Origin of the sequence: Pseudomonas sp. THAF187a (assembly GCF_009363395.1) — a bacterium.
Lineage (GTDB): Bacteria > Pseudomonadota > Gammaproteobacteria > Pseudomonadales > Pseudomonadaceae > Aquipseudomonas > Aquipseudomonas khazarica.
In genome coordinates this window covers 1,508,175-1,531,715 of record NZ_CP045349.1, presented here as the reverse complement: position 1 = coordinate 1,531,715, position 23,541 = coordinate 1,508,175, and the positions used below count along the sequence as shown (strand labels likewise).

Below are 23,541 nucleotides of genomic sequence, written 5' to 3'. Positions count from 1 at the left end.
TTCGCAATCGATCTTTGACAAGCATTCTCATTAACATTAGTATCCGACTCATCGAACAGAACCACCAAGGCGAGCCTTGCCCCATGTACGTCTGCCTCTGTGAAGGTGTCACCGATACACAAATCCGCGATGCGGTTTACGAAGGCTGCTGCAGCTATCGTGAAGTCCGCGGCTCGCTCGGCATCGCCAGCCAGTGCGGCAAGTGCGCCTGCCTGGCCAAGCAGGTCGTTCGCGAGACCATCGCCGAAGTGCAAAGCAGCCAGGCCTCCCTCGCCTACCCTGCCGGCTTCGTCGCCGCCTGACACAGGCCCCGCACACAAAAAACCGGATCTCAGCATCCGGTTTTTTTATGGCCTGTGGTCAGCGAGCCGCCGCGTCGGTCGACGCAAATGCCCCCGCATCCGACGTGCTACAGACCATCACGCTCCAGGTGATCGAAGTTCACCGCATCCCCCGGCTTGGTGTGCAGCTTGGCGCGAATGTCCTCGAAGATCGCGTCGTACTCTTCGTGCTCGCGCATGATCGGGCTGTGGTTGGGGTGCAGGCCATGCTTGGCCACCAGGCGGGAGATCACGCTGGCGAAATTGAACGCCGTGTCGCGGTGCATTTCGAAGACTTCCTCGAAGGCCTTGCCATCGATCTCGCCAGCCAGGCGTCCGTGCAGCATCGGGCCTTCCTGCGCGTCCTGACGCACCTCGTAGTGGAAGTCGATGCTGTAGCCGGGCTGACCATCCAGACCAGGCAGCCTGCTGCGATGCAGATGACCGGGTTCGAACATGCTTGCTCTCCTTATCGATTGCGCTGGCAAAGTACCGAGGAACGCGCCCGGACAGTCTAGACCGGGACCTACAGCGCTGCCGCGCGACATTTCAGTGCAGCGTCGACTGCCCTGCCCTCTCCTGAACCAGCACCCAGGGCGCGACCACCACGGCCCAGAGCTGCGGATCACGCGTCAGCAGATCTTCGGCCTGTGCATCTTCGAGCTTGCTCAGCAGCCCCTGGTTCATCCACTCGGCAACCTTGGCCTGGTCGTTCTCCGCCACGGCCTGCGCGATCGCCACCAGATCCTGCGCCCCGTCGACCCAGAGCAGCGCGCCCCGGGCGAAGAATGGCTGCAGCTCCTGCCAGGTGATGGCCGCTGTCTCGCCGAGCAGCTTGGCATAGAGGGTGCTAGATTGTTCCGTCATGGTGTGCCCCGTGTCGATGGCGGTAAGTGCAGGCGCGCATGATAACGTCGAGCGTTGCCCTGGCAACTGCGCGACGCTCGCCAGCCGACCCAGGCCACGCCGTTTTTCTATACATTTCTTGCATTTAAGCGACAACCCCGTGTTTCGCCTCCCGCTGCCGGCTTTTCAAGGCGCAAATCCGCGCTCTACACTGTTCCGGTACAGTTGCCGGGGGCATTACCGGGATCAAGGACCCGGTTCTGCAGCTTCGGCCGCAAGAACTACAACAATGAAAAACACAAGACTGGAGCATTCATGAACAAGGCTACTAAGCAGATTTCCAAACTGTTCGCGGCAATGGCACTGGCGGGGGCGGCCAGCTACTCGATGGCAGCCGACACCATCAAGATCGGCCTGGCCGGTCCGGTGACCGGTGCCGTCGCACAGTACGGCGAGATGCAATTCATCGGTGCCAAGATGGCCATTGAGCAGATCAACAAGGCTGGCGGCGTGAACGGCGCCCAGCTCGAAGGCGTGGTCTACGACGACGCGTGCGATCCGAAGCAGGCCGTGGCCGTTGCCAACAAGATCGTCAACGACGAAGTCAAGTTCGTGGTTGGCCACCTGTGCTCCAGCTCCACCCAGCCGGCCTCCGACATCTACGAAGACGAAGGCATCCTGATGATCACCGCGGCTTCCACCAGCCCGGACATCACCGCTCGTGGCTACGAGCTGGTCTTCCGTACCATCGGTCTGGACAGCCTGCAGGGCCCGACCGCCGGTAACTTCATCGCCGACCACATCAAGCCGAAGAGCGTTGCCGTCATCCACGACAAGCAGCAGTACGGCGAAGGCATCGCCACCGCGGTCAAGCAGACCCTGGAAGGTAAAGGCGTGAAAGTCGCCATGTTCGAAGGCATCAACGCCGGCGACAAGGACTTCTCCGCGCTGATCGCCAAGCTCAACCAGGCGGGTGTCGACTTCGTCTACTACGGTGGCTACCACCCGGAACTGGGCCTGCTGCTGCGCCAGACCAAAGAGCGTGGCCTGAACGTCAAGTTCATGGGTCCGGAAGGCGTGGGTAACAAGGAAATCTCGGCCATCGCCGGCCCGGCTTCCGAAGGCCTGCTGGTCACCCTGCCGAAGTCCTTCGACCAGGATCCGAAGAACCAGGCTCTGGTCGAGGCCTTCAAGGCCAAGAACGAAGACCCGAGCGGCCCGTTCGTGTTCCCGGCCTACGCTGCCGTTCAGGTCATCGCTGAAGGCATCGAGAAAGCCGGCGACACCGATACCGCCAAGGTAGCTGCCGCCCTGCGCTCCAACAGCTTCGACACCCCCACCGGCACCCTGGCCTTCGACGAGAAGGGCGATCTGAAGGACTTCAGCTTCGTGGTGTACGAATGGCACCAGGACGGTTCCAAGTCCGAAGCCAAGTAAGCTTCCCGCCTGAACCCAAAGCCCACTGCAGCCTGCAGTGGGCTTTGTTTATTAGAAGAATTCCGGCCTCGCGCTGCGCCACAAGCGCCGCTTTACGCGCTGCCCAGGAGTTAGGCTATGCCTGATCTTTATCACTACCTGCAACAGCTGCTCAATGGCCTGACCATTGGCAGCACCTATGCCCTGATCGCCATCGGCTACACCATGGTCTACGGCATCATCGGCATGATCAACTTCGCCCACGGCGAGGTTTACATGATTGGCGCGTACGTCGCCTTCATCGTGATTGCTGGTCTCTCCATGTTCGGTATCGAAGCCGTACCCGTGATCATGATCGGCGCGTTCGTCGTCACCATGATCGTTACCAGTGCCTACGGTTACAGCATCGAGCGGGTGGCGTACCGTCCCCTGCGCGGCGGCAACCGTCTGATTCCGCTGATCTCCGCGATCGGTATGTCGATCTTCCTGCAGAACGCCGTGCTGCTCTCGCAGGACTCCAAGGACAAGGCCATTCCCAGCCTGCTGCCCGGCAACTTCATCCTCGGTGAAAGCGCCACCAACGGCGTGGTCGTCTCCTACATGCAGGTGCTGATCTTCATCGTCACCTTCGTCGCCATGATCGGCCTGACCCTGTTCATCTCCCGCTCGCGCCTGGGCCGTGCCTGCCGCGCCTGCGCCGAAGACCTGAAGATGGCCAACCTGCTGGGTATCAACACCAACAACATCATCGCCCTGACCTTCGTCATCGGCGCCGCCCTGGCGGCCATCGCCTCGGTGCTGCTGGGCATGCAATACGGCGTGATCAACCCGCACCTGGGCTTCCTCGCCGGCATCAAGGCCTTCACCGCTGCGGTACTCGGCGGCATCGGCAGCATCCCCGGCGCGGTACTCGGCGGCCTCCTGCTCGGCGTGGCCGAAGCCTTCGGTGCCGATATCTTCGGTGATCAATACAAAGACGTGGTCGCATTCAGCCTGCTGGTCCTGGTGCTGCTGTTCCGTCCCACTGGCATCCTCGGCCGTCCGGAGGTGGAGAAGGTATGAGCACCTCCAGCGTGAAGAACCTCAAATCGGCGATTTTCAGCGCCCTGCTGGTGCTGATCATCGCCTACCCAGTCCTGGGTCTGAAACTCACCACCGTCGGCATCAGCCTGGAAGTGCACGGCGCCACCGCGTACGAGCTCTGGTGCATCGGCGGCGCTGCGGCGCTGATCTTCGTGTGGCAACTGCTGCGTGATCGCATCACCCCGGCCTGGGCCAAACGACCGAGCTTGCCCAGCGGCGGCCAGGTCGGCAATTTCCTCACCCTGCCCTCCACCCAGCGCTGGATCATCCTGGCCATGCTGGTGGGCGCTCTGGTCTGGCCGTTCTTCGCCAGCCGCGGCGCGGTGGACATCGCCACGCTGATCCTGATCTACGTGATGCTCGGCCTCGGCCTGAACATCGTGGTCGGCCTGGCGGGCCTGCTCGACCTTGGCTACGTCGGCTTCTACGCGGTCGGCGCCTACAGCTACGCGATTCTCTCGCACTACTTCGGCCTGAGCTTCTGGATGTGCCTGCCGATCGCCGGGATGATGGCCGCCCTGTTCGGCTTCCTGCTCGGCTTCCCGGTGCTGCGCCTGCGCGGCGACTACCTGGCCATCGTGACCCTGGGCTTCGGCGAGATCATCCGCATCCTGCTGCGCAACCTCACCGACCTGACCGGCGGCCCGAACGGTCTGAGCATCGCCAACGAGAACAAACCGACCCTGTTCGGTCTGTCCTTCGAGCGTCGTGTGCCGGCCGACATGCCCACCTTCCACGGCTACTTCGAGATCGCCTACAACTCGCAGTACAAGGTGATTTTCCTCTACCTGATCGCCCTGCTGCTGGTGTTGCTGACCCTGTTCCTGGTCAACCGCCTGCTGCGCATGCCGATCGGTCGCGCCTGGGAAGCCCTGCGCGAGGACGAGATCGCCTGCCGCGCGCTGGGCCTGAACCCCACCGTGATCAAGCTCTCGGCCTTCACCATCGGCGCCAGCCTGGCCGGTTTCGCCGGCAGCTTCTTCGCCGCCCGTCAGGGTCTGGTGACACCGGAGTCCTTCACCTTCATCGAGTCGGCGATGATCCTCGCCATCGTGGTGCTCGGCGGCATGGGCTCGCAGCTCGGCGTGATCCTCGCGGCCATCGTCATGGTGATGCTGCAGGAGATGCGTGAGCTGAGCGAGTACCGCATGCTGATCTTCGGCCTGGTCATGATCTTCATGATGATCTGGCGCCCGCAAGGTCTGCTGCCGATGCAACGTCCCCACCTGGAGCTGAAGCGATGAGCCGCACGATTCTCGAAGTAAGCGGCCTGACCATGCGTTTCGGCGGCCTCCTGGCCGTCAACGGGGTGGGCCTGAACGTCAAGGAAAAGCAGGTGGTCTCGATGATCGGCCCGAACGGCGCCGGCAAGACCACCGTGTTCAACTGCCTGACCGGTTTCTACCAGCCAAGCTCGGGCAGCATCCGTCTCGACGGCGAGGCCATCGAAGGCCTGCCGGGCCACAAGATCGCCCGCAAGGGCGTGGTGCGGACGTTCCAGAACGTACGTCTGTTCAAGGACATGACCGCGGTGGAGAACCTGCTGATCGCCCAGCATCGCCACCTCAACACCAGTTACCTGGCCGGCCTGTTCAAGACGCCCAGCTTCCGTCGCAGCGAACGCGAGGCGATGGACTTCGCCGGCTACTGGCTGGAGAAGGTCAACCTGGTGGAGTTCGCCAACCGCGAGGCGGGCACCCTCGCCTACGGCCAGCAACGCCGCCTTGAGATCGCCCGCTGCATGATGACCCGTCCGAGCATCCTCATGCTCGACGAGCCGGCTGCCGGCCTCAACCCGCGCGAGACCGAAGACCTGAAGGAGCTGATCGGCATGCTGCGTGACGAGCACAATGTCACCGTGCTGCTGATCGAGCACGACATGAAGCTGGTGATGAGCATTTCCGACCACATCTACGTGATCAACCAGGGCACTCCCCTGGCCGACGGCACGCCGGAGCAGATCCGCAACAACCCGGACGTGATCAAAGCCTATCTGGGGGAGGCGTAATCCATGCTGAGCTTCAACAACGTCTCCACCTTCTACGGCAAGATCCAGGCGCTGCACGATGTCAGCATCGATGTGCAAGCCGGCGAGATCGTCACCCTGATCGGCGCCAACGGCGCCGGCAAGTCCACCCTGCTGATGACCCTGTGCGGCAACCCGCGCGCCACCAGCGGCAGCATCCGTTATCTGGGTGAAGAGCTGGTGGGCATGGACACCCCCGAGATCATGCGCAAGAGCATCGCCATCGTGCCGGAAGGCCGTCGCGTATTCGCCCGCCTGACCGTCGAGGAGAACCTGGCCATGGGTGGCTTCTTCGGCAACAAGGCGGACAACCAGGAGCAGCTGGACAAGGTCCTGCACCTGTTTCCGCGCCTGAAGGAGCGCTTCGCCCAGCGCGCCGGCACCATGAGCGGCGGCGAACAGCAGATGCTCGCCATCGGTCGTGCGCTGATGAGCAAGCCCAAGCTGCTGCTGCTCGATGAGCCGTCGCTGGGCCTGGCGCCGATCATCATCCAGCAGATCTTCGACATCATCGAGCAACTGCGCGAAGACGGCGTGACCGTGTTCCTGGTCGAGCAGAACGCCAACCAGGCGCTGAAGCTGGCTGACCGTGGCTACGTGCTGGAGAACGGCCATATCGTCATGCAAGGCAGCGGTGAGGATCTGCTCAACGACCCGAAGGTACGCGACGCCTACCTCGGCGGCTGAGCCGGACTGCCGTACCCGAAACCGCCCTCCGGGGCGGTTTTTTCATGCCTGGACGACAGGCTTGCAACGCGCGCGCACCTGCCGGCCAGCGAACTGTTTAGCGGATATGTCCGCCCTCTTGCATCCGCTTCGCCGCGTATTAGTCTCAACGACTCTACCCAGGCGGACCCCGCTCATGCGCAAGTCCCTGCTGCTGTTGCTCGCCCTCACCGTTGCCCTCGGCGCCTGCAGCCGTGCCGGCCTGGCCTACCGCAACCTGGACTGGATCATCCCCTGGAAACTGGGCGACTACGTCGAGCTGAGCCGCGAGCAGGGCGCCTGGCTGGAACCCAGGCTGCAGCGGCACCTGACCTGGCATTGCAGCGTGGAGCTGCCGCACTACCTCGACTGGCTGCAACGCAGCCGCCAGGCCCTGGCCGAGCGCGACGCCGAACTGATGCTCAGCCAGCTGGACGGCTTCGAGCAGGCGATGCAGCGCATCGCCGTGGAAATCACCCCGAGCACCGTCGAACTGCTGCGCGGCCTCAACCCGCTGCAGGTCGAGCGCCTGTTCGCCGAGCTGGAGGAGCAGAACCGGAAGCTGCGCGCGACCTTCCTCGAGCCGCCACTGGACGAGCAGATCAGCCTGCGCGCCGAACGTATGAACGAGCGCCTGCAGCCCTGGTTCGGCGACCTCGAGCCGGCCCAGCGTGAACGGGTACTGGCCTGGGCCCGGAGCCTGGGCGCGCAGAATCAGGTCTGGCTGGACAACCGCCTGGCCTGGCAACAGGCACTGCGTGACGCCCTGGAAGCACGACGTAGCGACGACTTCGCCGCGCGCATCAGCGCCTTGCTGCAACAGCGCGAACGCTTCTACACCGAGGCCTATCGCGCCAGCTACCAGAGCAACCGCGAGGCCATGGCCGGCATGCTCGTGGATATCGTCGCCACGGCGGACGCGCGCCAGCTGCAACGCGCCGACGAACGCCTGGACGCGCTGCGTGCCGACCTGGCCGCCCAGCAGTGCCGCAGCGACGACACGCTGGCCAGGCGCTAGGCGGGCTGGCAGCGCTTCAGAGCGCGGGCAGGCGCCAGTCGATGGGGGTCATGCCGTTCTGGCTGAGGAACTGGTTGCAGCGGCTGAAATGGCCGTTGCCGATGAAACCGCGATGCGCGGACAGCGGCGACGGGTGCGGCGAGCGCAGCACCAGGTGCTTGGTCGGGTCGATCAGGCGCTGCTTGCTCTGCGCATGGCTACCCCAGAGCAGGAAGACCAGCCTGGGCTGCCGCTCGCTGACCAGCTCGATGACCCGGTCGGTGAAATGCTGCCAGCCCTTGCCCGCATGCGAACCGGCATTGGCACGCTCCACGGTCAACGACGTGTTGAGCAGCAGCACGCCCTGATCGGCCCAGCTCTGCAGGTAGCCGTGCGCCGGGATGTCGATGTTCAGGTCGCGCTTCAGTTCCTTGTAGATGTTCACCAGCGACGGCGGCGTCTGCACCCCCGGTTGCACCGAGAAGCACAGACCATGCGCCTGCCCCGGACCGTGGTAGGGGTCCTGGCCGATGATCACCACCTTGACCTGCTCCAGCGGCGTGGAGTTGAGCGCATTGAAGATCAGCGGGCCAGGTGGGTAGATCTCCTTGCCGGCCGCCTTCTCCGTTCGCAGGAACTCGCCCAGCTCCTTCATGTAGGGCTTGTCGAACTCGTCGCGCAGCGCCTCTTTCCAGCTGGCCTCGAGTTTGATGCGGTCATCGGTCATGCCTGTTTCCTGCCTGAATCCTTACAAGTGCAGGCACGCTAGAGAAGGGGCCAGGGCAAGTCAAGGAAGACGATTGCGGCAAGGCCGGGGATGCTTTGCTAGCCTTTCGAACACAGCCACTGACGAATGAATGGAACTCGATGCCGACCACCACCGATACCTTGCGCCTGGCACTCCTCAACCGTTTTCTCAAGGGCGAAGCCAAGATACCGCAGATGCCGGAGGCCGCCGTACGTATCCGCAAGCTGCTGGACGACCCGCACACCTCGCAGGAACAACTGGCGCGGGTGATCAACGGCGACCCGCCACTGGCGGCGTATCTGATGCAGTTCTCCGCCGCGCCGCTGCTGCGCGGCAACCGCCCCTGCACCTCGCTGCGCGACCTGCTCGGCCGCCTCGGCACCCGCCAGCTGGCCGACCTGGTGCTGGGTTTCAGCCTGCAGCACCTGTTCACCAGCGACGACGCGGCGCTGCAGCAGGCGTTTCGCACGCGCTGGCGCAACGCCCGTGAACGCGCCGCCTACTGCGCCGTACTGGCACAGACCGTCGGCTTCTCCATGGATGACGCCATGCTCGGTGGGCTGCTGCAGGATATCGGCAGCCTGCCCCTGTTGTCGGAGCTGGAACACTGGCCGGAGCTGCCGCGTGACAGCGCCTCGCTGAATGCCCTGTGCGAGCAGCTCTCCGGCGACATCGGCGCGCTGATCCTGACCCGCTGGCAACTGCCGTCGGCAGTCATCGAATGCGCCCGCCTGCATGGCCAGTGGCAGCGCGAGCACGAACACAGCGCCGACCTGGCCGACCTGGTGCTGCTGGCCAGCGCCCTGCAGTCGGGCAGTACGCCGGATGGCCTGCTGCCGGCCCAGGTCAAGCTGGGACTAGAGCGCCCATTGGACGAACTGCGCGCGGAACTGGCCGAAGGCCTGAAACTGTGGAAGCGCCTGCTCGCCTGACACTCGGTCATGGCGCCTCATCAGGTCGGTGGATACAGCTTGCCCAAGCCCAGGGGCAGGCCGAGACTCTCCCGCACACCCCGTGCAGGAGGTCACATGAGCGATTCGAACGGCATCAGCCGCGAGCGTCTGGAACAGGCGCTCGCCCACTCCACCTTCGCCCAGTTGCTCGGCGCCGAACTGCTCGAGTTCGCGCCGGGCCGGGTCAGCCTGCAGGTACCCAGCCGTCCCGACCTGTGCCAGCACCACGGCTACCTGCACGGTGCAGTGGTCGGTTTCATGGTCGACAGCGGCTGCGCCTGGGCCGCCGCCTCGATGGTCGGTGACGTGGTCACCAGCGAATACAAGCTCAACCTCCTCGCCCCTGCACTTGGCGAACGCCTGCTCTGCCGCGCGGAAGTGCTCAAGGCCGGCCAGCGCCAGGCGGTCTGCCGAGCGGACGTGTTCGCCGTGAAGGACGGCCAGGAAAAGCTGGTGGCTACCGGCCTGGCGACCATCGCACGGGTCTAGCAGGCCGCGACTACCCCAGGTGCAGCGCCCGGTAGTGACTGGGCGCCATGCCCACCACCTTGCGAAACAGACGCGAGAAGTAATAGGCGTCCTCATAACCCAGTTGCTCCGCGACCTGGCGCACCTCGACATCGCCACGGTCGAGCAGGCGGCAGGCCAGGGCCATCTTCAGCTGGATGAAATCCTGGATCGGCGCATGCCCGGTCAGGGCCCGATAGGTCTTGGCGAAATGGAAGCGCGAGAGGTGGAAGTGCTCGGCCAGCTCATCGAGGTTGAGGCTGCCGTGCAGGTGCTCGCGCATCACCGCGTGCACCGCCTCGATATCCAGCACCCGCCCCGATTTGAGATTGACCCGCGCCGGCAGCACCGCCAGCGAACTGAGCATCGCCTGTAGCCGATGCGCTGCATGGATGAATGGCAGCGCGTTCAACCCCTGCCGCTGCAGCCCCAGCAGCGCCTCGAAGTCCCCCAGCAGGCGTGGCTGGACGCCGATACGGCGCAACGGCTGGCTACCCAGCAGGTCGAGGAAGTCCTGGCTGAGCGCCCCGTCGAAGTGCACCCAGTAGATGGTCCAGGGGGCGTCGGCATCGGCGCCGTAGGCATGCGCGGTGTTCCTGGGCAGCAGCAGCAGATCGCCAGCACCGACCTCGAATCGTCCATCCTCGCCGTGCAGCCAGCCTTTGCCCGAGCGGCAGTAGATCAGCAGGTCATCCTCCGGCTGCGCACGGCTCATGCGGTGTCCGACCGCTTCGGGGTAGAAACCGATGGCCAGCGGGTAGCAGCCAGCACTCAGCGGATGGCGCGCCAGCAGGCGGCGCAGACGCGGCGGCGTGATGAAGCGTTGCCCACCCAGCGGCAACGGCCAGTTGGAGGTTTCCACGCGCAAGCCCATGCTGATCGCATCCCGAGGCAGTCGACGAATCCCAAGATCGTCCATCCTTCGACCAAGATCGTCAATCCACAAGGCCGTTCCCAGCCGCTATAAAAGACCCGGACAAGAACTACAGGAGGCGAACATGCCCCAGACCCTGCCGCAACTGATCGACGGCCAATGGCGCACCAGCCAGGCTCACGAACTGATCGAAGTCACCGACCCGACCACCCAGGAAGTGATCGCCCTGGCGCCCAAGGCCACGGCCGAGGAAATCGAGACTGCGGTAGCCGGCGCACAGCAGGCCTTCCTCGCCTGGCGTGAGGTCCCGGTCTCGGAGCGAGCCCGCTTGATGCTGCGCTATCAGCACCTGCTCAAGGAGCATCACGACGAACTGGCGGAAATCCTCGCGCGGGAAACCGGCAAGACCTTCGCCGATGCCAAGGGCGACGTATGGCGGGGCATCGAGGTGGCCGAGCATGCCGCCAACATCGCCAGCCTGATGATGGGCGAGACGGTGGAGAACGTCGCCCGCGAGATCGACACCGCCAGCTGGATCCAGCCGCTGGGGGTGTGCGTCGGTATCACCCCGTTCAACTTCCCGGCGATGATTCCGCTGTGGATGTTCCCGCTGGCCATCGCCTGCGGCAACGCATTCATTCTCAAACCGTCCGAACAGGACCCGATGACGCCCAACCGCCTGGCCGAACTGTTCCTCGAAGCCGGCGCACCGGCCGGCCTGCTGCAGGTACTGCATGGTGCACGCGAGCAGGTCGATGCCCTGCTGGTGCACCCGCTGGTGCGCGCGGTGTCCTTCGTCGGCTCGGTGACGGTGGGCCAGCATGTGTATCGCACCGGCACCCAGCACCTGAAGCGCGTGCAGGCCTTCGCCGGGGCGAAGAACCACATGGTGGTCATGCCCGATGCGCCCAGGGAGCAGGTCATCAGCAACCTGCTCGGCGCCAGTTGCGGGGCCGCCGGCCAGCGTTGCATGGCAATCAGCGTGGCGGTGTTCGTCGGTGAGGCGAAACACTGGATCGACGACCTGGCCGAACAGATGGCCGCGCTGCGCCCCGGCCACTGGCAGGACAGTGGCGCCGCCTATGGTCCGCTGATCAGCCCGCAGGCCCGCCAGCGCGTGCTGCGCCTGATCGAGGAAGGCAAGGCCGAAGGTGCCGAGTGCCTGCTCGATGGTTCGCACTGCGTGGTCGACGGTTATCCGCATGGCAACTGGGTCGGCCCGACCCTGTTCCGCGGCGTGACCAGCAGAATGAGCCTGTACCGCGAGGAAATCTTCGGCCCGGTGCTGGTGTGCATGGAGGTGGACACTCTGGAAGAGGCCATCGCGCTGATCAACGCCAGCCCCTACGGTAACGGCACCAGCCTGTTCACCCGCTCCGGCGGCGCCGCTCGGCATTTCCAGCATGCGATCGAGGTCGGTCAGGTGGGCATCAACGTGCCGATCCCGGTGCCGCTGCCGTTCTTCTCCTTCACCGGCTGGAAGGGTTCGTTCTATGGCGACCTGCATGCCTATGGCAAACAGGCGGTGCGCTTCTATACGGAGACCAAGACAGTGACCAGCCGTTGGTTCGACGACACAGCGCTGGGCGACGGGCCGAACATGACCATTTCTCTGAAATGAGAACCGGGTAACGTGTCTTTAGACCAATAGACGATCACCCGAACTGGACAAGCGGCGTAAAAGGGTTCTCAGCAGAACAAGAACAAGGAGAACTGCAATGCGCCAACTGTCTGCCATTCTGGCCCTGTGGGCCGCTGTCACCGCCTGTGCGCAGGCTGCCGAGCCGATCACCCTGGGGCTCAACTACCCGCGCACGGGACCGTACAAGGAGGAGGGATTGGCGCAGATGCGTGGAGCCCTGCTGGCCATCGACGAGCTGAACGCCCAGGGCGGTGTACTGGGCAGGCCCTTGCGCCTGTCCAGCAAGGACACTGCCTCGCGTCCGGCCAAGGCGGTGAAGAACGTCGACAAGCTGGCCGCCGAAGGCGCCGCGATGCTCTTCGGCGGCTCCTCCAGCGCGGTGGCCATCGCCGCCGGCAAGCGCGCCAAGGAGCACGGCCTGCTGTATTTCGGCACCCTCACCTACTCCAACGACACCACCGGCAAGGATGGCCAGCGCTACATGTTCCGCGAGTGCAACAACGCCTGGATGAGTGCCAAGGTGCTCGGCCAGTACCTGAGCAAGACCTTGCCCAACAAGCGCTATTTCTACGTGACCTCCGACTACACCTGGGGCCACACCACCGAGGCCTCGCTGCGGCAGGCCACGGGCACCGACAACGCCGGCCAGCATGCAGGGGTGCGCGTGCCCTTCCCCGGCGCCCGCCTGGCCGACTATCAGGATGCCCTGACCCAGGCCGCCTCCAGCAATGCCGAGGTACTGGCGCTGGTGCTGTTCGGCGAAGACCTGGTGCGCGCCATGCGCATCGCCAAGGACCTGGGGCTGACCGAGCGCATGCAGATCATCGCGCCCAACCTGACCCAGAGCATGGTCGAGCAGGCCGGACCGGACCTGATGCAGGGCGTGATCGGCACCGAACCCTGGACCTGGCGCGTCCCGGCGCTGGAGAAGTCCACGCGCGGCGAAGCCTTCGTGCAGTCGTTCAAGACCCGCTACGAGATGTACCCGTCCAGCTCTGCCGCCTCGGCCTACAGCATCGTCCAGCAATGGGCCGATGCCGCCAAGCGCGCCAACAGCCTGGACAGCGAAGCGCTGATCAAGGCGCTCGAAGGCCACCGCTACAGCCTGCTGAAAGACGAGCAGCAATGGCGCGCCTTCGACCACCAGAACCTGCAGACCGTCTACGCGGTACGGGTCAAACCACGCGAGGACGTGCTCAAGGACCCGCTGAAACAGGACTACTTCGAAATCGTCGACCGCCTCGACGCCAGCACGGCGCTGCCCAGCCTCGCCGAGTGGCAGGCCGAGCGGCGCGCCGGCGGCCAACCCCTGACCTTGCAATGAGATGCCATGGACTTCGAACTCAGTGATGAACAACGCCTGCTGACCGACAGTGCCCGCGCCTTCGCCGCGCGGGAACTGGCGCCCTACGCCGCCGACTGGGATCGCGACCAGCACTTCCCGGTCGAGGTGATCCGCCGTGCGGCCGAACAGGGCTACCTGGCCCTTTACATCGCCGAGGAGGACGGCGGCCTGGGGCTGTCGCGTCTGTCCAGCGCACTGATCTTCGAGCAACTGGCGGCCGGCTGCGTGGCCACCACCGCCTACCTGACCATCCACAACATGGCCACCTGGATGCTCGCCAGCTTCGCCGACCAGGCGCTCAAGGACGCCTGGCTGCCCGGGCTGGTCAGCGGCCGGTCGCTCGCCTCCTATTGCCTGACCGAGCCGGACGCCGGCTCCGACGCCGCCAGCCTGCGCACACGGGCGCGGCGCGACGGCGACGACTACCTGCTCGACGGCAGCAAGTGCTTCATCTCCGGCGCGGGGGCCAGCGACGTGCTGATCGTCATGGCACGCACCGGCGAGGATGGCGCCCGGGGCATCTCCTGCTTCCTGGTGCCGGCCGACGCCCCCGGCGTGCGCTACGGTCGCAACGAGGACAAGATGGGCTGGAAGGCACAGCCGACCCGCAGCATCACCTTCGACGGCGTACGCATCCCCGCCGGCAACCGCATCGGCCCGGAAGGCGAAGGCTTCGTCTACGCCATGAAAGGCCTCGACGGGGGCCGCCTGAACATCGCCAGCTGCTCGCTTGGCGCCGCCCAGGCCGCACTGGAGCAGAGCCTGCGCTACGTTGAGGAGCGCAAGCAGTTCGGCAAGGCGCTGAGCGAGTTCCAGGCGCTGCAGTTCAAGCTGGCCGACATGCTCACCGACCTGACCGCCAGCCGGCAGATGGTACGCCTGGCCGCGCACAAGCTCGATCATGGCCACGGCGAAGCCAGCCTGTACTGCGCCATGGCCAAACGCTTCGCCACCGACCACTGCTTCGGCGTATGCAACGAAGCCCTGCAACTCCACGGTGGCTATGGCTATCTGAATGACTATCCACTGGAGCGCTGGGTGCGCGATGCACGCGTGCACCAGATTCTCGAAGGCACCAACGAAATCATGCGGGTGATCGTCGCCCGCCGCCTGCTGCAGCAGAGCGGCATGCTCGATCGCCTGCTCTGAAACCTGCAGGAGCCCCTCATGACGACCGCAATCGAAACCTACAAATCCGGCATCTTCGACCTGACCCACAAGCTCACCGTGGAGAAGCACGGGCACACCGCGCTGATCACCATCAACCACCCGCCGGCCAACACCTGGGACCGCGATTCGCTGATCGGCCTCAAGCAGGTGGTCGAACACCTCAACCGCGACGACGAGGTCTACGCCCTGGTGGTGACCGGACAGGGGCCGAAGTTCTTCTCCGCCGGCGCCGACCTGAACATGTTCGCCGACGGCGACAAGGCCCGCGCCCGGGAGATGGCCAGGCGCTTCGGCGAGGCCTTCGAGACCCTGCGCGATTTCCGTGGGGTATCCATCGCCGCGATCAACGGCTATGCCATGGGAGGCGGCCTGGAATGTGCCCTGGCCTGTGATATCCGCATCGCCGAGCGCCAGGCGCAGATGGCCCTGCCGGAAGCTGCCGTGGGCCTGCTGCCCTGCGCGGGCGGCACCCAGGCACTTCCCTGGCTGGTGGGCGAGGGCTGGGCCAAGCGCATGATCCTCTGCGGCGAACGCATCGACGCCGACACCGCCCTGCGCATCGGCCTGGTCGAGCAGGTGGTCGACAGTGGCGAAGCACGCGGCACGGCCCTGCTGCTGGCCGCCAAGGTGGCGCGGCAAAGCCCGGTGGCGGTGCGCACCATCAAGCCGCTGATCCAGGGGGCCCGCGAACGCGGCTCGAACACCTGGCTGCCCGAGGAGCGCGAGCGCTTCGTCGACCTGTTCGACGCCGACGACACCCGCGAAGGCGTCAACGCCTTCCTGGAAAAACGCGACCCGCAGTGGCGCAACAAATAACCGCACAAATAGCTCGTAGGGTGGATGTCGCCTTTCACATCCACCATTACCCCATCCGGTGGATGGATAGAGCGCCATCCACCCTACGCGGGAAAACCTCATGAACCTGCAATTCGAAGAACGCCCCAGCCTGCACGGCTATCGCATCGGCATCGCCAGCCTGGACGCCGAGAAAAGCCTCAACGCGCTGTCGCTGCCGATGATCGAGGCACTCGACGAGCGCCTGAAAGCCTGGGCCGAAGACCCGACCATCGCCTGCGTGATGCTGCGCGGCAACGGCCCCAAGGCCTTCTGTGCCGGCGGCGACGTGGTCCAGCTGGTGCACCAGTGTCGCGAGCACCCCGGTGAAGTCCCGCCCCTGGCGCGCCGCTTCTTCGCCGACGAGTACCGCCTCGACTACCGTATCCACACCTTCCCCAAACCCTTCATCTGCTGGGCCCACGGCCATGTGCTGGGGGGCGGCATGGGCCTGATGCAGGGCGCCGGCATCCGCATCGTCACGCCGAGCAGTCGGCTCGGCATGCCGGAGATCAACATCGGCCTGTACCCGGACGTCGGCGGCAGCTGGTTCCTCGCCCGCCTGCCCGGCAGGCTCGGCCTGTTCCTCGGCCTCACCGCCGCCAGCATCAACGCCCGCGATGCGCTGGACCTCAACCTGGCCGACCGCTTCCTGCGCGATGACCAGCAGCAGGCGCTGCTCGAAGGGCTGGTGCAACTGAACTGGCGCGAGCAGGCCCAACTGCAGCTGCACAGCCTGCTGCAGGCCCTGGAGAACGAAGCCCGTGGCGACCTGCCGGCGGCGCAGTGGCTGCCTCGCCGTGAACGCCTCGACGCACTGCTCGATGTCGCCGAGCCAGCCGCTGCGGTCCAGGCCCTCAGCACCCTGCAGGGCGACGACGATGCCCTGCTGGCACGGGCGGCGAAAACCCTGGCCGGCGGCTGCCCGCTGACCGCGCACCTGGTCTGGGAACAGATCCGCCGCGCCCGTCACCAGTCGCTGGCCGACGTGTTCCGCATGGAGTACGCCATGAGCCTCAACTGCTGCCGCCACCCGGAATTTCCGGAAGGCGTGCGCGCGCGCCTGATCGACAAGGACCACAGCCCGAACTGGCACTGGCCGGATGTCGCCGCGATCCCCGCTGCCGTGATCGCCGCGCACTTCGCTCCGGCCTGGGAGGACGAGCACCCGCTGGCCGACCTGTAGCCAGAAGAAACACGTAGCCCGGATGAAATCCGGGGAGGCCGGACCATCAGCCCCACCCGCACGCCTCGAACGCCGCACGGACAACAACAAGGAGATGCCAGAATGACCCAGATCGCCTTTATCGGCCTTGGCCATATGGGCCTGCCCATGGCTCGCAACCTGCTCAAGGCAGGCTACCCGCTGAAAGTCTTCGACCTGGTGCGCAGCGCCGTCGACACCCTTGCCGGCGAGGGGGCGATAGCCGCAGTCAGCGCCAGCGCCGCCGTCGATCAGGCCCAGGTGGTGATCAGCATGCTGCCTGCCAGTCGCCATGTGGAAAGCCTCTACCTGGGGCGCGACGGCCTGCTCGAGCAGCTGCCGGCCGGCAGCCTGGTGGTCGAGTGCTCCACCATCGCCCCGGAGTCCGCGCGCAAGGTGCATGCGGCGGCGCGCGAACGCGGTATCGAGCTGCTCGATGCGCCGGTGTCCGGCGGTACCGCAGGCGCCGCCGCTGGCACCCTGACGTTCATGGTTGGCGGTGCCGCCGAGGCCCTGGAAAAGGCCCGGCCGCTGCTCGCGGTCATGGGCCAGAACATCTTCCACGCAGGCCCGGAGGGGGCCGGCCAGGTTGCCAAGGTGTGCAACAACCAGGTGCTGGCGGTGCAGATGATCGCCACCGCCGAAGCCATGGCCATGGGCGTGGCCAACGGCCTGGACCCCGCCGTGCTGGCCGAGATCATGCGGCAGAGTTCGGGTGGCAACTGGACGCTGGAGAAGTACAACCCCTGGCCTGGGGTGATGGAAAACGCGCCGGCGTCGAAAGGCTACAGCGGCGGGTTCATGGCCGAGCTGATGGCCAAGGATCTCGGCCTGGCCCAGGAAACGGCCAGCCACCATGGCAACAGTGCCCCGATGGGTGCGCTGGCCCTGCAGCTCTACCGCCTGCTGCTCAAGCAGGGCAAGGGCAAGCAGGACTTCTCGGTGGTGCAGCAGCTGTTCGTGGAGTGATGCCCTGCGGGAGCCGGCGTGCGAGTGAGGTCGCTCACCGGCACATCGCCTCCCGCACGCAGCGCGATCACCTCAGGCGCCTCCTCGTCGCGATCGCGTTCAACGCAAGCGCTGCAGGTGCAACAGACCGAACAGCAGCATCTCGGCAACGTGCGCCAGCAGTACCGCCAGCGCCAGCCAGTTGACCCAAGCGCCCAGCGGCGCAGCGAAGGGATAGAGCAGGTTGAGCAACGCCACCAGCCAGAACATGGCCAGGGCGCCCTTGGCGAAGGACAGCAGGTTCATCGTCAGTCTCCGAGTGGATGAACCCGGAGTGTGCCGGGCCTGACGCCGTCCGAACGCCTCTCTTTCGACTGGCGTGGCCCTGCCCCAGCGGCGATTCGCCGGGGCATGGCAGCAGCCAGATCGGCTAGCGCAGGGTCAGCCCGAAGGCTTCGTCGGTGAAGTCGAAGCAGCTGAGGAAGCGGCGGATGTCCAGCAGGTTGCCATCGACCTTCACATCCCCCAGCAGCGCGCCCTTGACCAGGCCCCCCTCGCCGGTCAGCAGGGTGTCCATGAAGCTCTTGTCCATCGACAGGCGCAGTTCGGTGCCCTCGGGAATGCCCTTGTGCAACTGCGCAACGCCACGCCGTACTTCCAGCGCCCACTGCTCTCCGACATCGGGGAAGCTGAAGCCCAGGGTCATTTCCACGTCGCCGGCCTTCTCCGGGTCGATGCGCGTCACCCAGTTCTGCAGGAAGCTCTGCGGGGTGAAGCTGCGCACCATGTCCGGCGAGAGGAACACCTTGCGCATCTCGATCGAACGCTGGCTGATCTCGTCACCGTCGAGCTTGCCCTCCAGCTCCATGGCGCTCATCAGGTACCAATTGCGCCAGTTGATGTTCATGCTGGCGTAGCCCAGCTTGCGGAAGCTGCGCGCCTTGATATCGCGCGCCAGCTGGTCGTCGTGATCGACACGGATGGCATAGCCGGCCAGCTCGGCGGCCCACTGGTAATCACCCTTGAGGTAGGCGTTGCCGGCCTCCAGCAGCAGCTTCTCGCGCCCGCCCATCATGGCGATCAGGCGCTCGGCCTTCTGCCGTGGCGGCGTCGGGTCGAGGTCCACCGGGTCGCCCTGGAACCAGCCCAGGTAGCCGTTGTAGATCTGCCGCACGCTGTGCTTCACCGTGCCGTAGTACTCACGCAGGTAAGGCGTGTAGCCCGCCAGGTGCGGCGGCAGCTTGACCTTCTCCACCAGTTCGTCCGGCGTCAGCCCCTTGTTCATCCAGCGCACGGTCTGGTCATGAATGTAGGCGATGCCGTCGCGGGTCATGCGCAGCACTTCCTCCACCGCGTCCTGACCGCTGACCGGGCGACCGTGCAGCGGCACCATGTAGTCGGCCCGGTAGGCGCGCAGCTTGTCCAGGCTGTCGACCCACTGCACCGGGTCGCGGAACTTGGTACCGCGCAAGGTGTGGATGTTCGGCAGCGTCGGCCCCTGGTCCACCTCGGCGCTGATCAGCACGCGATTGGCCGGCAGGTAGAGCACGATCTCGTCCGGCGCCTCGCTGGGGACATGCAGGAACTGCACGTCGAGCCCGGCGATGGTGGTGTCGAGCTTGTCCGCGAAGGTCACCGTCGGGGCGATGAAGGTGGAAGGCTCCGGGGTGACCAGCGGGCCGATGCCGCCGTTCATGTCCTGCTCGTCCTGCGCCTCGAGGAAGGAGCCGAAGCTGTAGGCCGAGCGCACACCGAGAATCGGCCCGACCAGTGCGCCCTGGGCCACGACGTTGGCCAGCAGGGTGTCGTGGGCGTAGATCTGCACGTCGCCGGACTCGACCTGCTCGCGCGTGACGAACGCCTGCACGCCGTTGATATGGTCCGGATGGAAGTGGGTGTAGACCACCGCCTTCACCGGCTTGTCGGTGATCTTGCGGAACTCGGCCATGATCTTGCGCGACTCGCTGACCGACTCGCCGGTGTCGACGATGATCAGCCCCTCCGGCGCCTCGATCATCACCACGTTGCCGAGCTGCCAGCCCACGGCGGAATAGACGTTGTCGGCGACGCGGTAGAGCTGCTGGGCGAAGACCTTGGTGTGGGCCGCCAGCTCGGCATTGATGCTGGGCTCGATGCGCTCGGCCGGCAGCTCGGCATAGGCGCTCAGGGGCAGGGAGGCGGCCAGCAGCAGGCCGCTCAAGCGAAGGAATGTGCTCATGGCGATGGACGTCTTGTTGTTGGAGTGCTGGCAGGTTGGCAAAGCCTGTTCGATAATTCCAATGCATTCGAATAAGCAAGTTGATGCACAACGCACATGAACGATCTACGCCAGCTTCGCCACTTCGTCGCGCTCGCCGAACACCAGCACTTCGCCCGTGCCGCTGCCGCCGTGCACCTCAGCCAGCCTGCCCTGAGCCGCAGCATCCAGGCCCTGGAGAGCCAGCTCGGCTGTACCCTGGTGGATCGCCACAACCGTGGCGTCACCCTCACCGCCCATGGCCGGCTGGTGCTGGAGCATGCCCGGCGCCTGCTGGCCGGCAGCCTGGCGTTGAGCAACGCGGTCAACCAGCTGGGCAACCTGCAGGCCGGCGAGCTGCGCCTGGGCGCGGGCCCCTACCCCGCCGCCAGGCTGGTACCGCAGGCGCTCGGTCAGTTGCTGCAGCGCTATCCGCGCGTACAGGTGAAACTGAACATCGCCAACTGGCTGGAACTGCGCGACGCGCTGCTGGAGTCGACCATCGAGCTGTTCGTCGCCGACATCCGCGAACTGCAAGACGATGCGCAACTGCACATCGAGCCGCTACGGGTACACCACGGCGTACTGTTCTGCCGCCCGGCTCACCCTCTGCTGCAACGGCGCGAGCTGAGCCTCGGCGACCTGCTCGACTTCCCCCTGGCCGGCACGCAGTTGCCGCACGTGGTCGAACGCAGCCTGAGCGCTGCCAGCGGCCGTCTGCAGCCGCTGAGCGTGGAGTGCGACAACTTTCTGGTGCTCAAGCGCCTGGTCGCGGGTAGCGACGTGCTGAGCATGGCGCCCTGGGACGTGATTGCCGAAGAAGTTCGCAGCGGTCAGCTCTGCCTGCTGCCCATGCAGGCGGAAGGGCTGCACCAGCACTCGGCCTATGGCCTGGTCAGCCGCGCCGGCCACAGCCTGTCGCCAGCGGCGCAGGCCATGGTCGAGGCGATTCGTCGGGTCGATGAGCAAACCCCGCACAGCGAAACCGTGCGGGGTTGAACGGGACTACCAGCGGCGCTCGTTGCTGCGCCGCTGCTCGCTGTAGCTGCGCCCATTGGAGTAGCGCTGCGGGGTGCTCCGCCCGGTGTCCCAGCCGCGCAGGACCTTGACGCCACGCTGTTCCTGGCGCCGCGCGTCACGCTGCCTGTCATGGCGTGGCTGCTCGTGACGCTTGTAGTCGTCGCGGTAGTGCGGCGCATAGCCATAGCGTTGACGCGGTTGCGGCGCCGGCACATAGCGGGGTGGCGCCTGGTACTGGCGACGGCGGTCGTCGTAGTAATAGCGCGACGTCACGTATACCGGTGGCGAATAGTCGTGACGGTAGCCGTTGTAGTAGGCGTGATTGCGGTAGCCGCGATCGTGGTCGTAGCCATACACCGCACAACCGCCGAGCGGCAGGATCAGCAACGTGGCAAGCAGGATTCTGTAGAACATGGGAGCCTCCACAGGGGAAGCGGGCCAGTGGCCCGGAAGCGGATCAGCAACGACCCTTCTTGGCCTGCCCCGGAGGGCAGTGCGAAGGACCACCACCGTCACCGATATCGACGCCGATACCTGGCAACCGCAGGCTGCAGCCCGACAGACCGGTGGCCAGGCTGGCGGCCAGCAACAAGGTGCAGAGGGTTTTCATCAGCAACTCCCCTTCATGCGATGCCCCGGCGGGCAGAAGTAGCCGCCGTTGGAGTGGCCGCGGCCATCCAGATCGACACGAATCACGTCAGGGTCACCTACCCGCGCATGCACGCCCGGCGCGCTGAAGCTGCAGCCGCCCAGCAGCAACGCCAATGTCATCACAGTCAAACCACGCATATTGGAATACTCCTCGATTTCCAGAAGGCTGCTGGACAGGCAGCGGCCCGGTGGTCACGGCGCTATTCAGCATGACTGTTCGACAATATGGACTGAGTCACGTTCCGTGCAGCCGAGTGACCAGGATCACAGGCCCGTCACGTTCGCTGGCACACTCCTCGCTTAGCATGGCCCGCAGCGGGAAAGCGTGGCGCTGCCTCAACACAATGGCCGACTAGGGTTCCGGCTCGTCCGATGACGAGTGGCTGGTCCGAGAGTGGGCGACCTCATCAGCGGCGGGGAGCCGCGAGGTTACACGGCGGGACAAAAGCCCGGGAGAACGCGCAGCACGGCTGTCTGCTTTCCCGCGTCCGCCAACCAACCGAGGTCCCTATGCCCATTCGCCCGCTACTCACCGCCCTGCTCTGCGCCTGCCTGCTCAGCGCTCCGACGGCCCAGGCCGCGCCGAAAACCTTCAAGCTCTGCTGGTCGGTCTTCGCCGGCTGGATGCCGTGGGACTACGCCGCCAAGCAGGGCATCGTGAAGAAGTGGGCCGACAAGTACGGCATCGACATTCAGGTGCAGGAAGTGCCGGATTACGTCGCTTCCATCGAGCGCTACAGCGCCGGACAGTTCGATGCCTGCACCATGACCAACATGGATGCCCTGACCATCCCCGCCGCCGCCGGCACGGACAGCACCGCGCTGATCATCGGCGACTTCTCCAACGGTGCCGACGGCCTGCTGCTGCGCGGCAGCGGCAAGAGCATCCGCGACCTCAAGGGCAAGACCGTGCTGCTGGTGGAAAACTCGGTCTCCCATTACCTGCTCAGCCGGGCACTGGAATGGGGCCTGCTGGACGAGCAGGACGTGACCATCAAGCATGTCTCCGACAGCGAGATCGCCGACGCCTTTCTCTCTGGCCAGGGCGATGCGGTGATCACCTGGAACCCGATCCTCTCGGAAATCCAGCGCAAGGCGCAGGTCAGCATGGTGTTCACCTCCAACCGGATACCGGGCGAGATCCTCGATCTCACCGTGGTCAACAGCCAGACCCTGGCCCAGCATCCCGAGTTCGGCCGCGCGCTGACCGGCGCCTGGTTCGAGACTCAGCGCCTGCTAGGCCTGCCGACGGCTGCCGGACGCGCAGCCCGAGCACAGATGGCCGCCGCGGCGGGTACCAGCGCCGAGGACTTCGAGGACCAACTGGGCACCCTGCGCTCGTTCTATTCGCCACGCAGCGCCCTCAACTTCGCCCGCACCGGCAAGATGCCGGACCTGATGCGACGCGTCGCCCACTTTGCCGATGCCCATGCCCTGCTGGGCAAGCGTGGCCAGGGCCTGACCAACCTGGGTATCGAGTTCAGCGGTGAAAAGACCATCGGCAACCCGCAGCGCGTCCTGCTGCGCTTCAACCACGCCTACATGCAGCTGGCTGCCGACGGCGCCCTGTAGCGCCCCAGCAGGCGGCACGCCAGCCGCACCACGCACCAGCACGGCGCAGCCTGCCCTCGACGAGCCGCAGCGCAGCGCCAAGCGCCGCACCTTGCGGCGCATGGCACGATGTTCGCTAAGAACATCGGGTGCAGGAACAACCCCGGCCAGCCGGGACCGCGGCACCACAATTTGCAATAGCCGGCTAGGGTTCCGGCTCGCCACAGGCGAGTGACTGGTCCGAGAGCTGGCGACCTCCAGCGAGGTTACACGGCGGGACAAAAGCCCGGGAGAACGCGCCCCATCCGTGGGGAACCGCCGCGAACTCCTGTCCGCCACCGTCAAACTGGAGGTTCATCATGGCTACGCCCCACTCGCACCAGCGGCACCCTGCCGCCTACCGGACAGCCGTCAGCGGCGTCGTCGCGCTCTAGCCGTGCACGCCCTTCGCTACAGGCCCGACGA

General features: G+C 65.6%; 26 protein-coding genes and 2 riboswitches. Of the genes, 17 read left to right on the top strand and 9 right to left on the bottom strand.

Annotation, left to right across the window (positions count from 1 at the left end):
• Positions 1 to 83: 83 nt before the first annotated feature.
• Positions 84 to 302 carry a bacterioferritin-associated ferredoxin gene (locus FIV02_RS07090; protein WP_037055480.1) on the top strand — a complete coding sequence of 73 codons (219 nt, stop codon included), beginning with the start codon at positions 84 to 86 and terminating at the stop codon, positions 300 to 302.
• Positions 303 to 409: 107 nt separating this feature from the next.
• Here FIV02_RS07090 and FIV02_RS07085 read toward each other — a convergent pair whose 3' ends face one another.
• Both FIV02_RS07085 and FIV02_RS07080 read right to left on the bottom strand, forming a co-directional pair.
• Positions 410 to 778 carry a DUF5064 family protein gene (locus FIV02_RS07085; protein WP_047584483.1) on the bottom strand — a complete coding sequence of 123 codons (369 nt, stop codon included), beginning with the start codon at positions 776 to 778 and terminating at the stop codon, positions 410 to 412.
• Between the two features lie 91 nt (positions 779 to 869).
• A complete protein-coding gene (locus tag FIV02_RS07080) occupies positions 870 to 1,187 on the bottom strand; it encodes a DUF2288 domain-containing protein (protein ID WP_037055475.1) in 318 nt (105 codons plus the stop codon).
• Between the two features lie 294 nt (positions 1,188 to 1,481).
• Here FIV02_RS07080 and FIV02_RS07075 point away from each other — a divergent pair, with 294 nt between their 5' ends.
• From FIV02_RS07075 to FIV02_RS07050, 6 genes are all read left to right on the top strand, one after another.
• Complete coding sequence (locus FIV02_RS07075; RefSeq protein WP_037055470.1) at positions 1,482 to 2,603, top strand: branched-chain amino acid ABC transporter substrate-binding protein; 1,122 nt, start codon at positions 1,482 to 1,484, stop codon at positions 2,601 to 2,603.
• Between the two features lie 117 nt (positions 2,604 to 2,720).
• Positions 2,721 to 3,644: a high-affinity branched-chain amino acid ABC transporter permease LivH gene (gene livH / locus FIV02_RS07070; protein WP_037055468.1), complete on the top strand. Its 924-nt coding sequence runs from the start codon at positions 2,721 to 2,723 to the stop codon at positions 3,642 to 3,644.
• Positions 3,641 to 4,909 (top strand): high-affinity branched-chain amino acid ABC transporter permease LivM, encoded by a 1,269-nt coding sequence (locus FIV02_RS07065; protein ID WP_152488218.1) that lies wholly within the window; start codon positions 3,641 to 3,643, stop codon positions 4,907 to 4,909. The genes livH and FIV02_RS07065 overlap by 4 nt, the downstream gene beginning before the upstream one ends.
• Positions 4,906 to 5,673, top strand: a complete 768-nt coding sequence (livG, locus tag FIV02_RS07060) for a high-affinity branched-chain amino acid ABC transporter ATP-binding protein LivG (RefSeq protein ID WP_037055463.1) — start codon at positions 4,906 to 4,908, stop codon at positions 5,671 to 5,673. Before FIV02_RS07065 ends, livG begins: the two co-directional genes overlap by 4 nt.
• A gap of 3 nt (positions 5,674 to 5,676) precedes the next feature.
• A complete protein-coding gene (locus FIV02_RS07055; protein ID WP_037055462.1) occupies positions 5,677 to 6,378 on the top strand; it encodes an ABC transporter ATP-binding protein in 702 nt (233 codons plus the stop codon).
• A gap of 175 nt (positions 6,379 to 6,553) precedes the next feature.
• Positions 6,554 to 7,414 carry a DUF6279 family lipoprotein gene (locus tag FIV02_RS07050; protein ID WP_152488217.1) on the top strand — a complete coding sequence of 287 codons (861 nt, stop codon included), beginning with the start codon at positions 6,554 to 6,556 and terminating at the stop codon, positions 7,412 to 7,414.
• 16 nt (positions 7,415 to 7,430) lie between these two features.
• On the opposite strand, the gene ung is transcribed toward FIV02_RS07050, so the two are convergent.
• Positions 7,431 to 8,120 (bottom strand): uracil-DNA glycosylase, encoded by a 690-nt coding sequence (gene ung, locus FIV02_RS07045; protein ID WP_152488216.1) that lies wholly within the window; start codon positions 8,118 to 8,120, stop codon positions 7,431 to 7,433.
• 140 nt (positions 8,121 to 8,260) lie between these two features.
• Between ung and FIV02_RS07040 the strand changes: the two genes are divergently transcribed.
• On the top strand, positions 8,261 to 9,073 hold the full coding sequence (locus tag FIV02_RS07040; protein ID WP_152488215.1) for an HDOD domain-containing protein: 813 nt from the start codon (positions 8,261 to 8,263) through the stop codon (positions 9,071 to 9,073).
• A 96-nt stretch (positions 9,074 to 9,169) separates the two neighbouring features.
• Positions 9,170 to 9,583: a PaaI family thioesterase gene (locus tag FIV02_RS07035; RefSeq protein ID WP_152488214.1), complete on the top strand. Its 414-nt coding sequence runs from the start codon at positions 9,170 to 9,172 to the stop codon at positions 9,581 to 9,583.
• Positions 9,584 to 9,593: 10 nt separating this feature from the next.
• Here the strand turns inward: FIV02_RS07035 and FIV02_RS07030 are convergent, their stop codons facing one another.
• Positions 9,594 to 10,475: an AraC family transcriptional regulator gene (locus tag FIV02_RS07030; RefSeq protein WP_037055453.1), complete on the bottom strand. Its 882-nt coding sequence runs from the start codon at positions 10,473 to 10,475 to the stop codon at positions 9,594 to 9,596.
• A gap of 124 nt (positions 10,476 to 10,599) precedes the next feature.
• Between FIV02_RS07030 and FIV02_RS07025 the strand changes: the two genes are divergently transcribed.
• From FIV02_RS07025 to mmsB, 6 genes are all read left to right on the top strand, one after another.
• A complete protein-coding gene (locus FIV02_RS07025; RefSeq protein WP_152488213.1) occupies positions 10,600 to 12,096 on the top strand; it encodes a CoA-acylating methylmalonate-semialdehyde dehydrogenase in 1,497 nt (498 codons plus the stop codon).
• A gap of 97 nt (positions 12,097 to 12,193) precedes the next feature.
• Positions 12,194 to 13,441 (top strand): ABC transporter substrate-binding protein, encoded by a 1,248-nt coding sequence (locus FIV02_RS07020; protein WP_047584491.1) that lies wholly within the window; start codon positions 12,194 to 12,196, stop codon positions 13,439 to 13,441.
• Between the two features lie 6 nt (positions 13,442 to 13,447).
• On the top strand, positions 13,448 to 14,611 hold the full coding sequence (locus FIV02_RS07015) for an isobutyryl-CoA dehydrogenase (protein WP_152488212.1): 1,164 nt from the start codon (positions 13,448 to 13,450) through the stop codon (positions 14,609 to 14,611).
• A gap of 18 nt (positions 14,612 to 14,629) precedes the next feature.
• On the top strand, positions 14,630 to 15,448 hold the full coding sequence (locus FIV02_RS07010; RefSeq protein ID WP_047584493.1) for an enoyl-CoA hydratase: 819 nt from the start codon (positions 14,630 to 14,632) through the stop codon (positions 15,446 to 15,448).
• Between the two features lie 100 nt (positions 15,449 to 15,548).
• The gene (locus FIV02_RS07005) at positions 15,549 to 16,652 is read left to right on the top strand and encodes an enoyl-CoA hydratase/isomerase family protein (RefSeq protein WP_152488211.1); all 1,104 of its coding nucleotides are present in this window, start codon (positions 15,549 to 15,551) and stop codon (positions 16,650 to 16,652) included.
• 102 nt (positions 16,653 to 16,754) lie between these two features.
• Positions 16,755 to 17,639 (top strand): 3-hydroxyisobutyrate dehydrogenase, encoded by an 885-nt coding sequence (gene mmsB, locus FIV02_RS07000; RefSeq protein ID WP_037055442.1) that lies wholly within the window; start codon positions 16,755 to 16,757, stop codon positions 17,637 to 17,639.
• Positions 17,640 to 17,738: 99 nt separating this feature from the next.
• On the opposite strand, the gene FIV02_RS06995 is transcribed toward mmsB, so the two are convergent.
• Both FIV02_RS06995 and FIV02_RS06990 read right to left on the bottom strand, forming a co-directional pair.
• Complete coding sequence (locus FIV02_RS06995) at positions 17,739 to 17,924, bottom strand: DUF1145 domain-containing protein (RefSeq protein ID WP_152488210.1); 186 nt, start codon at positions 17,922 to 17,924, stop codon at positions 17,739 to 17,741.
• A gap of 124 nt (positions 17,925 to 18,048) precedes the next feature.
• On the bottom strand, positions 18,049 to 19,836 hold the full coding sequence (locus FIV02_RS06990; protein ID WP_047584507.1) for an alkyl/aryl-sulfatase: 1,788 nt from the start codon (positions 19,834 to 19,836) through the stop codon (positions 18,049 to 18,051).
• 96 nt (positions 19,837 to 19,932) lie between these two features.
• Between FIV02_RS06990 and FIV02_RS06985 the strand changes: the two genes are divergently transcribed.
• On the top strand, positions 19,933 to 20,853 hold the full coding sequence (locus FIV02_RS06985) for a LysR family transcriptional regulator (protein WP_047584497.1): 921 nt from the start codon (positions 19,933 to 19,935) through the stop codon (positions 20,851 to 20,853).
• Between the two features lie 6 nt (positions 20,854 to 20,859).
• On the opposite strand, the gene FIV02_RS06980 is transcribed toward FIV02_RS06985, so the two are convergent.
• From FIV02_RS06980 to FIV02_RS06975, 3 genes are read right to left on the bottom strand one after another with little or no spacing between them, the layout of a single operon-like run.
• Positions 20,860 to 21,288: a hypothetical protein gene (locus FIV02_RS06980; RefSeq protein WP_134676346.1), complete on the bottom strand. Its 429-nt coding sequence runs from the start codon at positions 21,286 to 21,288 to the stop codon at positions 20,860 to 20,862.
• A 43-nt stretch (positions 21,289 to 21,331) separates the two neighbouring features.
• The gene (locus FIV02_RS24790) at positions 21,332 to 21,484 is read right to left on the bottom strand and encodes a hypothetical protein (protein ID WP_172979134.1); all 153 of its coding nucleotides are present in this window, start codon (positions 21,482 to 21,484) and stop codon (positions 21,332 to 21,334) included.
• Complete coding sequence (locus FIV02_RS06975) at positions 21,484 to 21,663, bottom strand: hypothetical protein (protein ID WP_037055432.1); 180 nt, start codon at positions 21,661 to 21,663, stop codon at positions 21,484 to 21,486. Before FIV02_RS06975 ends, FIV02_RS24790 begins: the two co-directional genes overlap by 1 nt.
• 203 nt (positions 21,664 to 21,866) lie before the next feature.
• Positions 21,867 to 21,983: riboswitch (guanidine-I (ykkC/yxkD leader) on the top strand.
• 52 nt (positions 21,984 to 22,035) lie between these two features.
• Here FIV02_RS06975 and FIV02_RS06970 point away from each other — a divergent pair.
• Positions 22,036 to 23,097: a putative urea ABC transporter substrate-binding protein gene (locus FIV02_RS06970; RefSeq protein WP_152488209.1), complete on the top strand. Its 1,062-nt coding sequence runs from the start codon at positions 22,036 to 22,038 to the stop codon at positions 23,095 to 23,097.
• Between the two features lie 173 nt (positions 23,098 to 23,270).
• Positions 23,271 to 23,371: riboswitch (guanidine-I (ykkC/yxkD leader) on the top strand.
• The last annotated feature ends 170 nt before the right edge of the window (positions 23,372 to 23,541 follow it).

Excerpts from the sequence above, each read along its gene's own strand:
- FIV02_RS07090 (WP_037055480.1), top strand. The coding sequence starts at position 84 with ATGTACGTCTGCCTCTGTGAAGGTGTCACCGATACACAAATCCGCGAT.
- FIV02_RS07085 (WP_047584483.1), bottom strand. The coding sequence starts at position 778 with ATGTTCGAACCCGGTCATCTGCATCGCAGCAGGCTGCCTGGTCTGGAT.
- FIV02_RS07080 (WP_037055475.1), bottom strand. The coding sequence starts at position 1,187 with ATGACGGAACAATCTAGCACCCTCTATGCCAAGCTGCTCGGCGAGACA.
- FIV02_RS07075 (WP_037055470.1), top strand. The coding sequence starts at position 1,482 with ATGAACAAGGCTACTAAGCAGATTTCCAAACTGTTCGCGGCAATGGCA.
- livH (WP_037055468.1), top strand. The coding sequence starts at position 2,721 with ATGCCTGATCTTTATCACTACCTGCAACAGCTGCTCAATGGCCTGACC.
- FIV02_RS07065 (WP_152488218.1), top strand. The coding sequence starts at position 3,641 with ATGAGCACCTCCAGCGTGAAGAACCTCAAATCGGCGATTTTCAGCGCC.
- livG (WP_037055463.1), top strand. The coding sequence starts at position 4,906 with ATGAGCCGCACGATTCTCGAAGTAAGCGGCCTGACCATGCGTTTCGGC.
- FIV02_RS07055 (WP_037055462.1), top strand. The coding sequence starts at position 5,677 with ATGCTGAGCTTCAACAACGTCTCCACCTTCTACGGCAAGATCCAGGCG.
- FIV02_RS07050 (WP_152488217.1), top strand. The coding sequence starts at position 6,554 with ATGCGCAAGTCCCTGCTGCTGTTGCTCGCCCTCACCGTTGCCCTCGGC.
- ung (WP_152488216.1), bottom strand. The coding sequence starts at position 8,120 with ATGACCGATGACCGCATCAAACTCGAGGCCAGCTGGAAAGAGGCGCTG.
- FIV02_RS07040 (WP_152488215.1), top strand. The coding sequence starts at position 8,261 with ATGCCGACCACCACCGATACCTTGCGCCTGGCACTCCTCAACCGTTTT.
- FIV02_RS07035 (WP_152488214.1), top strand. The coding sequence starts at position 9,170 with ATGAGCGATTCGAACGGCATCAGCCGCGAGCGTCTGGAACAGGCGCTC.
- FIV02_RS07030 (WP_037055453.1), bottom strand. The coding sequence starts at position 10,475 with ATGGGCTTGCGCGTGGAAACCTCCAACTGGCCGTTGCCGCTGGGTGGG.
- FIV02_RS07025 (WP_152488213.1), top strand. The coding sequence starts at position 10,600 with ATGCCCCAGACCCTGCCGCAACTGATCGACGGCCAATGGCGCACCAGC.
- FIV02_RS07020 (WP_047584491.1), top strand. The coding sequence starts at position 12,194 with ATGCGCCAACTGTCTGCCATTCTGGCCCTGTGGGCCGCTGTCACCGCC.
- FIV02_RS07015 (WP_152488212.1), top strand. The coding sequence starts at position 13,448 with ATGGACTTCGAACTCAGTGATGAACAACGCCTGCTGACCGACAGTGCC.
- FIV02_RS07010 (WP_047584493.1), top strand. The coding sequence starts at position 14,630 with ATGACGACCGCAATCGAAACCTACAAATCCGGCATCTTCGACCTGACC.
- FIV02_RS07005 (WP_152488211.1), top strand. The coding sequence starts at position 15,549 with ATGAACCTGCAATTCGAAGAACGCCCCAGCCTGCACGGCTATCGCATC.
- mmsB (WP_037055442.1), top strand. The coding sequence starts at position 16,755 with ATGACCCAGATCGCCTTTATCGGCCTTGGCCATATGGGCCTGCCCATG.
- FIV02_RS06995 (WP_152488210.1), bottom strand. The coding sequence starts at position 17,924 with ATGAACCTGCTGTCCTTCGCCAAGGGCGCCCTGGCCATGTTCTGGCTG.
- FIV02_RS06990 (WP_047584507.1), bottom strand. The coding sequence starts at position 19,836 with ATGAGCACATTCCTTCGCTTGAGCGGCCTGCTGCTGGCCGCCTCCCTG.
- FIV02_RS06985 (WP_047584497.1), top strand. The coding sequence starts at position 19,933 with ATGAACGATCTACGCCAGCTTCGCCACTTCGTCGCGCTCGCCGAACAC.
- FIV02_RS06980 (WP_134676346.1), bottom strand. The coding sequence starts at position 21,288 with ATGTTCTACAGAATCCTGCTTGCCACGTTGCTGATCCTGCCGCTCGGC.
- FIV02_RS24790 (WP_172979134.1), bottom strand. The coding sequence starts at position 21,484 with ATGAAAACCCTCTGCACCTTGTTGCTGGCCGCCAGCCTGGCCACCGGT.
- FIV02_RS06975 (WP_037055432.1), bottom strand. The coding sequence starts at position 21,663 with ATGCGTGGTTTGACTGTGATGACATTGGCGTTGCTGCTGGGCGGCTGC.
- FIV02_RS06970 (WP_152488209.1), top strand. The coding sequence starts at position 22,036 with ATGCCCATTCGCCCGCTACTCACCGCCCTGCTCTGCGCCTGCCTGCTC.